We start from the raw sequence: 9,120 nt of genomic DNA on the forward strand, positions 1-9,120 counted from the left end.
GTGGTACAATGAAGAGTAAGATTTTGATTAGAAATGAGACTGATTTGTATGAGAAAATTCAACAGCCATTCGATTCCGATTCGACTTAATTTATTGTTTGCAATCGTTATTTTGCTTTTCATGACCATCATTGGTCGCTTGCTCTATATGCAAGTTTTGAACAAGGATTTTTATGAAGCTAAGCTAGCATCAGCTAGCCAGACTAGGGTAACAACGAGTTCTGCTCGTGGAGAAATCTATGACGCAGCTGGAAAACCCTTGGTAGAAAATACCGTTAAACAAGTAGTAGCTTTCACACGAAGCAATAAGATGACGGCTGCAGATTTAAAGGATATTTCCACTAAACTCTTAACGTATGTAACAGTTACCTCGCCAGATTTGACAGAACGTCAAATGGCTGATTATTATCTAGCAGATCCAGCTGTCTATAAAAAAACGGTAGAAGCACTTCCCAAAGATAAACGTTTTGATTCTGATGGTAATCAACTATCTGAAGCTCAAGTTTATAATAATGCTGCTGAGAGTATCACTTCTGATCAGCTGAACTATTCAGAGGATGAAAAGAAGGCAATCTATATCTTTAGTCAGCTCAATGCAGTAGAAAATTTTGCGACAGGAAATATTCAAACAGATCCTTTGAGTGAAACACAGGTAGCTGTAATTGCTTCTGCTTCAAAGGAATTGCCAGGTATTTCTATCTCTACCTCATGGGATCGAAAGGTCTTAGAAACTTCTCTTTCATCTATTGTCGGAACTGTTTCTAGTGAAAAAGCCGGTCTCCCAGCGGAAGAAGCAGAAGCCTATCTTAAAAAGGGCTATTCTCTAAATGACCGTGTTGGAACCTCCTATTTGGAAAAGCAATATGAAGAGACCTTACAAGGAAAACGCTCGGTAAAAGAAATCCATCTGGACAAATATGGCAACATGGAAAGTGTGGATACAATTGAGGAAGGTAGTAAAGGAAACAATATCAAGCTGACCATTGATTTGGCCTTCCAAGATAGCGTGGATGCTTTGCTGAAAAGTTATTTCAATTCCGAGCTAGGAAATGGTGGAGCCAAGTATTCTGAGGGTGTGTATGCAGTCGCCCTTAACCCCAAAACAGGTGCTGTTTTGTCTATGTCAGGACTCAAACATGACCTGAAAACGGGAGAGTTGACTCCTGATTCCTTGGGAACGGTAACCAATGTCTTTGTCCCAGGTTCGGTTGTTAAGGCCGCTACCATCAGCTCAGGTTGGGAAAATGGTGTTTTATCAGGAAACCAAACCTTAACAGATCAGCCTATTGTTTTCCAAGGTTCAGCTCCAATTTATTCTTGGTATAAATTGGCATATGGATCTTTTCCTATTACAGCTGTGGAAGCCTTGGAGTATTCATCCAATGCTTACATGGTTCAAACCGCTCTTGGAATCATGGGCCAGACCTATCAACCCAATATGTTTGTCGGCACCAGCAATCTAGAGTCTGCTATGGGGAAATTGCGTTCAACCTTTGGTGAATATGGTTTGGGTTCTGCGACTGGGATTGACCTACCAGATGAATCTACTGGATTTGTTCCCAAAGAGTATAACTTTGCCAATTTCATTACTAATGCTTTTGGCCAGTTTGATAACTACACACCGATGCAATTAGCCCAGTACGTTGCAACTATTGCTAACAATGGTGTTCGTCTAGCTCCACATATTGTCGAGGGAATATACGACAACAATGATAAGGGTGGCCTTGGGGAATTAATCCAAGCAATAGATACCAAGGAAATCAACAAGGTCAATATTTCTGAATCAGATATGGCAATCTTGCACCAAGGATTTTACCAAGTATCGCATGGAACTAGTCCCCTTACGACAGGACGGGCGTTTTCAGATGGCGCCACTGTTTCTATCAGTGGTAAGACCGGTACAGGTGAAAGCTATGTAGCTGGTGGTCAAGAAGCTAATAATACCAATGCCGTGGCCTATGCTCCAACAGAAAATCCTCAAATTGCAGTTGCAGTAGTCTTTCCTCATAATACCAATTTAACCAAAAATGTTGGGCCAGCAATTGCTCGCGACATTATCAATTTATATAACCAACACCATCCAATGAACTAGAAAGGAAGCCATGCTTTATCCAACACCTATTGCTAAGTTGATTGACAGTTATTCCAAACTTCCTGGTATTGGGATTAAGACAGCAACCCGTCTAGCCTTTTATACTATTGGAATGCCGGATGATGACGTCAATGAATTTGCAAAAAATCTTCTTGCAGCTAAGCGAGAATTGACCTATTGCTCTATTTGTGGGCGTTTGACAGATGATGATCCTTGTTCTATCTGTACTGATCCTAGCCGTGACCAGTCTACGATTCTGGTTCTGGAGGATAGCAGAGATGTTGCTGCTATGGAAAACATCCAAGAATACCACGGACTTTACCATGTTTTACACGGCTTGATTTCCCCTATGAATGGGATTAGCCCAGATGACATCAACCTGAAAAGTCTCATGACTCGCCTCATGGATGGTGAAGTTTCTGAGGTCATCGTAGCCACCAATGCAACAGCAGATGGTGAGGCGACCTCCATGTATATCTCTCGGCTACTCAAACCCGCGGGGATTAAGGTTACTCGTCTAGCACGAGGTCTAGCAGTAGGAGCTGATATCGAATATGCGGACGAAGTAACGCTCCTAAGAGCTATTGAAAATCGTACAGAACTTTAGTCTGTAAGGATATAGAACAGGCAATTAGCTAGTAGATACGATATATAAGAAATCAAGAGACTGGATTTATTTTTAATCCAGTCTCTTTTGTGCTATTCAAGTTTAAAAAAATAAACAAATGTGATATACTAAAAAGCGAGTATTCTAGTAGAAATAGGACAATCATATGAAACAAACAATTATTCTATTATATGGTGGACGCAGTGCAGAGCGTGAAGTGTCTGTATTGTCAGCTGAGAGTGTCATGCGTGCGGTTAACTATGACCGTTTTGAAGTCAAAACTTTCTTTATCAGCCAGTCTGGTGATTTTATCAAAACCCAAGAATTTACCCAAACTCCTGGCCAAGATGAACGTCTCATGACCAATGAAACGATTGATTGGGACAAGAAAATTGCTCCAAGTGCCATCTACGAAGAAGGCGCAGTTGTTTTTCCAGTTCTTCATGGACCTATGGGAGAAGACGGTTCCGTTCAAGGTTTCCTAGAAGTCTTGAAAATGCCTTATGTCGGTTGCAACATCTTATCTTCAAGCCTTGCTATGGACAAAATCACGACTAAACGTGTCTTGGAATCTGCTGGGATTGCCCAAGTCCCTTACGTAGCCATTGTTGAAGGGGACGACTTAGCTTCTAAGATCGCAGAAGTTGAAGAAAAATTAAGGTATCCAGTCTTTACCAAACCATCTAATATGGGTTCTAGTGTTGGTATTTCTAAGTCTGAAAATAAAGAGGAACTCCATCAAGCTCTTGAACTCGCCTTTAAATATGATAGTCGTGTCTTGGTAGAGCAAGGCGTCAATGCGCGTGAAATCGAAGTTGGGCTTTTAGGAAACTATGATGTCAAGAGCACTCTGCCTGGTGAAGTTGTCAAGGACGTAGCCTTCTATGACTACGAAGCAAAATACATCGATAACAAGATTACGATGGATATTCCAGCCAAGATTAGTGATGATGTAGTAGCAGTCATGCGTAAAAATGCAGAAGCTGCCTTCCGTGCTATCGGTGGACTTGGATTGTCTCGTTGTGACTTCTTCTATACAGATAAGGGAGAAGTTTTCCTAAATGAGCTCAATACCATGCCAGGATTTACCCAATGGTCTATGTATCCCTTGCTCTGGGACAATATGGGGATTAGCTATCCAGAACTAATCGAGCGTCTGGTTGAGCTTGCTAAAGAGAGCTTTAACAAGCGTGAAGCGCACCTATTGTAAAGATAGCTATAAGGGCGGGGCAAGACTCCCTGCCCCTTTTTAAAGGAGTAAACATGAAACTTACGATTCACGAAGTTGCGCGTGTTGTCAGTGCAAAAAATGATGTGACAAGCTATGCGGACAGCCCACTAGTTAAGGCAGAGTTTGATAGTCGTTTGATTGGGCCTGGTGATCTATTTGTGCCACTCAAGGGGGCGCGTGATGGTCATGACTTTATCGAGACGGCTTTTGAAAACGGCGCTGCTGTAACCTTGTCAGAGAAAGAAGTAGCAGGTTATCCTTATATTTTAGTAGAGGATGTTTTGACAGCCTTTCAAGCTCTTGCAGCCTATTACCTTCAAAAAACAGGTGTAGATGTCTTTGCTGTTACAGGTTCAAATGGGAAGACAACGACCAAGGATATGTTGGCTCATTTACTTTCTACAAGCTACAAAACCTACAAAACGCAAGGAAATTACAATAACGAGATTGGCTTACCCTATACAGTTCTTCATATGCCAGATGACACTGAGAAATTGGTCTTGGAGATGGGGCAGGATCACTTGGGAGATATTCATCTTTTGTCTGAACTGGCTCATCCGAAAACAGCTATTGTGACTCTGGTCGGAGAGGCTCATTTGGCCTTCTTCAAGGATCGTTCTGAGATTGCCAAAGGTAAATTACAGATTGCTGATGGTATGGAGAAAGGTAGCTTGCTCTTGGCGCCAGCTGATCCCATTGTAGAGGATTATCTACCTGCTGACCAAAAAGTAGTTCGTTTTGGTCCGGGTGCAGAACTCGAAATTACAGAATTGATTGAGCGTAAGGATAGCTTAACCTTCAAGGCTAATTTCTTGGAGCAGGCTCTTGACTTGCCAGTAACAGGTAAGTACAATGCGACTAATGCCATGATTGCTTCTTATGTTGCCCTGCAAGAAGGAGTGACTGAGGAGCAGATTGGTCAAGCTTTCCAGGATCTAGAATTGACCCGCAATCGTACTGAGTGGAAAAAAGCTGCCAATGGAGCAGATATCCTGTCAGATGTTTACAATGCTAATCCAACAGCTATGAAGTTGATTTTAGAAACTTTCTCTGCTATTCCAGCTAATGAAGGTGGTAAGAAAATCGCAGTTCTGGCGGATATGAAGGAACTTGGAGAACAGTCTGTTCAACTCCACAATCAGATGATTTTGAGCATTACACCCGATGTCCTTGATACCGTTATTTTCTACGGCGAAGACATTGCTGATTTGGCTCAACTAGCCAGTCAAATGTTCCCAATCGGCCATGTTTATTACTTCAAGAAAACAGCTGATGAAGACCAGTTTGAAGCTATGCTTAAGCGGGTCAAGGAAATTCTTGGTGCAAATGACCAAATTCTACTTAAAGGTTCCAACTCTATGAACCTAGCTAAGCTAGTAGAAAGATTGCAAGAAGACTAATGGTCTTCTATTAAGAAAAAATTTTTAAGAGTTAATTTGTCTCGAAGAATCAGCTTCTTTGGGACACAAAAATATAAGAAATAAATGTAAGCTAGGCTCTATGGAGATAAGTAAGAGGTGGCTTATATGAAAATGAGGAAAATTATATGAATGTTTGGGATGCTTTATTTACAACCCAGCCGACGGAGCCACCCCAATTTGGATTTACTTGGTACGCAAGCACGTTTGCCTTACTGTTTTTGACAATTTATCTTGCTTATCGCTATCGTGATAATAAGGTTTGTCAACGATTCTTCCAGATTATGCAGGCAATTCAGTTAATCTCGCTTTACAGCTGGTATTGGATCAATCAGTTCCCGCTGTCAGAAAGCTTGCCTTTTTATCATTGCCGATTAGCCATGTTTGTAGTTCTCTTGCTTCCAGGTATTTCAAAAACCAAACAATATTTTGCTTTGCTTGGAACCTTCGGGACGATTGCAGCCTTTGTTTATCCAATCCCAGACGCTTACTCTTTCCCGCACATTGTTATTCTGTCCTTTATTTTCGGACATTTAGCTCTTCTTGGAAATTCCTTGATTTATCTTTTAAATAACTACGATTCTCGTCTCTTGGATTTCAAAGGTATTCTTATACTGACCTCTTTACTTAATGGTTTGATTTTTATAGTCAATTTATTGACGGGTGGAGATTACGGTTTTATGACAAAACCACCATTGGTTGGAGACCATGGTCTTGTGGTTAATTACATCATTGTCACTCTATTTTTGACTTGTGCTATTTTCCTCTTCTCTAAAGGTTTTCAAGTCATCACTCAGGAGAAGGAAGAAAGAAGATTGAAAATCTGGCAGAAATAAAAAATATTTTCCCAACCGCTTGACTTTTATCTGAGAATTTTGATACAATAGTAGGCGGTATTGTTTACCCCATTTGTAAGGCCCCGGAACCTTTCAAATACCCTGCGGACCGGAACATCCGCCCTGTAAACAAAAACGACATTCATATAGGAGAAATCATGAACAAAACTACATTCATGGCTAAACCAGGCCAAGTAGAACGCAAATGGTACGTTGTTGACGCAACTGATGTACCTCTTGGACGCCTTTCAGCAGTTGTTGCAAGCGTGCTTCGCGGAAAAAACAAACCAACATTCACACCTCACACTGACACAGGTGACTTCGTAATCGTTATCAATGCTGAAAAAGTTAAATTGACTGGTAAAAAAGCAACTGATAAGATCTACTACACTCACTCAAACCACCCAGGTGGATTGAAACAAATCTCTGCTGGTGAACTTCGTTCTAAAAATGCAGTTCGTTTGATCGAGAAATCAGTTAAAGGTATGCTTCCACACAATACTCTTGGCCGCGCTCAAGGTATGAAATTGAAAGTATTCGTTGGAGCTGAGCACACTCACGCTGCACAACAACCAGAAGTTCTTGATATTTCAGGACTTATCTAAGGAAAGGAACAATAAAGTATGTCACAAGCACAATATGCAGGTACTGGACGTCGTAAAAACGCTGTTGCACGCGTTCGCCTTGTTCCAGGAACTGGTAAAATCACTGTTAACAAAAAAGATGTTGAAGAGTACATCCCACACGCTGACCTTCGTTTGGTCATCAACCAACCATTCGCAGTTACTTCAACTGTAGGTTCATACGACGTTTTCGTTAACGTTGTAGGTGGTGGTTACGCTGGTCAAGCAGGAGCTATCCGTCACGGTATCGCTCGTGCCCTTCTTCAAGTAGACCCAGACTTCCGCGATTCATTGAAACGCGCAGGACTTCTTACACGTGACTCACGTAAAGTTGAGCGTAAGAAACCAGGTCTTAAGAAAGCTCGTAAAGCTAGCCAGTTCTCAAAACGTTAAGAACCAGCTACAATACAGCATTTACAACACTTCATGGTTCACACCATGGGGTGTTTTTTTACTGATTTTTAGCAAAATTCACACCACTTTTCACACCAAATTCACACCATTACTTTTTAAGATTGCGGTAGGCAATTTCACCAACTGCCATTGGAACAACATTTGAAGTATTGACATAGGTCTTAGTTGTAAAAGTGTCGCTATGCGTTAAAGCCTCTGAAATAGCTTCAAGTGATGTTCCTGCTTGTTTAGCTAAAGTTGCTCCGGTGTGGCGTAATTTGTGTGGTGTAGCATGTGTCAGCTCCTTGTGACGGCGTTTGACTGACTTCATTTTGTTATTGAGATAATCAGCGTGTAAGGGGCTGTTTACATTGCCTTTCATGTCAACATAAGTAAATACATATTGTTCGTCAGATTGGATAATACCAAATTTAGCTAATTCTGATTTTTGTTGTTTTTTCCAAGATTGAAGCAGGTCAGCTAGTTCAGTTGGGATTTGGAAAGTTGTTTTCTTGTTTCCTTTGGTAGATTTTGGATTTTTGTATTTATCTAGGGCTTGTATTAACTGAATTTCTTGTTTGTTGATATCAATGTGTTTCCATTGAAGAGCGTAGCTTTCAGACTTTCTATCTCCTAAGAAAAATGTTGTGTAAAACAGCACATAATCTTTGAATAAGATCTTATCGTTTTTTAAGTCTTCTTCAAAAGCTGTAAACCATGCTTGAAGCTCTAATTGTGATAGGTATAAATCTTCATCGTTTTTAGCTTCTTGTAACTTGATTTTCTTAGTTGCTTTGATTCGTCTAATAGTTTTTGAAATACGATTAGTTTCGATGTATTCCAATTCTTCTGCCCAGTCAAAGATAGAATTAACGTAACTTCTGATGACTTTGAAGTTGGCATATTCTTCTGCCTTTTGAGTGAGAAGGTTTAAAATAACCTGCTTATTTTGGTTAAGAAAGTCAATCGAGTAATTCCCTAGCATGGGTAGAATGTGCTTTCTAAAGACAATTTCTGTACCGTCAATAGTAGCTTGTGAGGGTGGTTTTAAGGTTGAAGTTGTTTGCCCTGCTTTGTAGGATTCCCACCATACTTGATGATAAAACTCTTTGAATTGGATAGAACCAGTTCTTTCAAGTTGTGAAGTAGAATCGCCGCTCAGAATTTTATCTATTTTATTTTGTAGTTCGAGTTCATATTTTTTAGCCTCACTCCTTAGCTTGAAACGTTTTTCAATCACTTTTTTATCAATTCCAAGAGAAGCTTTTACTTCTTCAGGAATATAAATCCGTAAGCGATAAGTTTCATTTTTGGTTTTTGTAATTGACATAGTATTCTCCTTTTGAATTGAGCTAGAAAATACCGTAGCTTCATTATAACAAACTACGGTAAAAATGCTATTGATTTTGCAACCAGCGATTGAGCTCAGTTTTATCAAATCGGACTGTTTTTCCTTTGCCACTTCCAACATTACCTAGAACTAAAAAATTTATGGTGAGGCTTGGGATAGACCATCCTATCTTTCCACCCCCACGTTTAAGTAAAGGTTTACTGTCTACCATATATCTATATCTTCATCATACCTATCTTCATTGGTTACTTCAGAAGCTCGAGCCATTCGATTGTAGGTCGCTTCCGCAACAGGCTTAATATCAAAAGTAGCTATCCATCCAGCTCCTGCATTTTGTTTTATGATGAGGATATCTAAAGCAAATTCAGCTGTATACTTTGATAAAACTCCTGAAAAATAGTCCTCTAACAAAGTTTTATCTGCATCTTTCAAATTATTTGCTAAATAAATCCAAATATCAATTCCGTTACTAGTAGCAGGAGAGACAATTTTGATACAAAGTTCGGTTTTTATAGGAAAACTAAAAGTTTATGTACAATCGACTTAACTAGATCTAAACCATTGATAAAA

At 40.0% G+C, this 9,120-nt stretch carries 9 protein-coding genes; 7 read left to right on the forward strand and 2 right to left on the reverse strand.

From position 1 onward, the window contains the following. Positions 1–33: 33 nt before the first annotated feature. The 7 genes from pbp2b to rpsI all read left to right on the forward strand — a co-directional run bounded on the left by pbp2b (position 34) and on the right by rpsI (position 7,199). Positions 34–2,091: a penicillin-binding protein PBP2B gene (pbp2b, locus tag HMPREF2957_RS08010; RefSeq protein WP_148131995.1), complete on the forward strand. Its 2,058-nt coding sequence runs from the start codon at positions 34–36 to the stop codon at positions 2,089–2,091. 10 nt (positions 2,092–2,101) lie between these two features. After that, on the forward strand, positions 2,102–2,698 hold the full coding sequence (gene recR, locus HMPREF2957_RS08015) for a recombination mediator RecR (RefSeq protein WP_049496176.1): 597 nt from the start codon (positions 2,102–2,104) through the stop codon (positions 2,696–2,698). Between the two features lie 166 nt (positions 2,699–2,864). Further along, a complete protein-coding gene (locus HMPREF2957_RS08020) occupies positions 2,865–3,908 on the forward strand; it encodes a D-alanine--D-alanine ligase (protein ID WP_070678819.1) in 1,044 nt (347 codons plus the stop codon). A gap of 53 nt (positions 3,909–3,961) precedes the next feature. Then, positions 3,962–5,329 carry a UDP-N-acetylmuramoyl-tripeptide--D-alanyl-D-alanine ligase gene (murF, locus tag HMPREF2957_RS08025; protein ID WP_070678821.1) on the forward strand — a complete coding sequence of 456 codons (1,368 nt, stop codon included), beginning with the start codon at positions 3,962–3,964 and terminating at the stop codon, positions 5,327–5,329. A 146-nt stretch (positions 5,330–5,475) separates the two neighbouring features. Further along, the gene (locus HMPREF2957_RS08030) at positions 5,476–6,183 is read left to right on the forward strand and encodes a YwaF family protein (protein ID WP_070678824.1); all 708 of its coding nucleotides are present in this window, start codon (positions 5,476–5,478) and stop codon (positions 6,181–6,183) included. A gap of 158 nt (positions 6,184–6,341) precedes the next feature. Beyond that, entirely contained in the window at positions 6,342–6,788 is a 447-nt protein-coding gene (rplM, locus tag HMPREF2957_RS08035; RefSeq protein ID WP_001044624.1) for a 50S ribosomal protein L13, read from the forward strand. Between the two features lie 18 nt (positions 6,789–6,806). Continuing rightward, positions 6,807–7,199, forward strand: a complete 393-nt coding sequence (rpsI, locus tag HMPREF2957_RS08040; RefSeq protein ID WP_000075969.1) for a 30S ribosomal protein S9 — start codon at positions 6,807–6,809, stop codon at positions 7,197–7,199. Positions 7,200–7,308: 109 nt separating this feature from the next. On the opposite strand, the gene xerC is transcribed toward rpsI, so the two are convergent. Together xerC and HMPREF2957_RS08050 are read right to left on the reverse strand one after the other, a co-directional pair. After that, a complete protein-coding gene (gene xerC, locus HMPREF2957_RS08045; RefSeq protein ID WP_070678827.1) occupies positions 7,309–8,529 on the reverse strand; it encodes a site-specific integrase in 1,221 nt (406 codons plus the stop codon). Positions 8,530–8,754: 225 nt separating this feature from the next. Beyond that, the gene (locus HMPREF2957_RS08050; RefSeq protein ID WP_070678830.1) at positions 8,755–8,982 is read right to left on the reverse strand and encodes a hypothetical protein; all 228 of its coding nucleotides are present in this window, start codon (positions 8,980–8,982) and stop codon (positions 8,755–8,757) included. Positions 8,983–9,120 lie beyond the last annotated feature (138 nt).

The organism is Streptococcus sp. HMSC062D07 (assembly GCF_001814215.1).
Lineage (GTDB): Bacteria > Bacillota > Bacilli > Lactobacillales > Streptococcaceae > Streptococcus > Streptococcus infantis_I.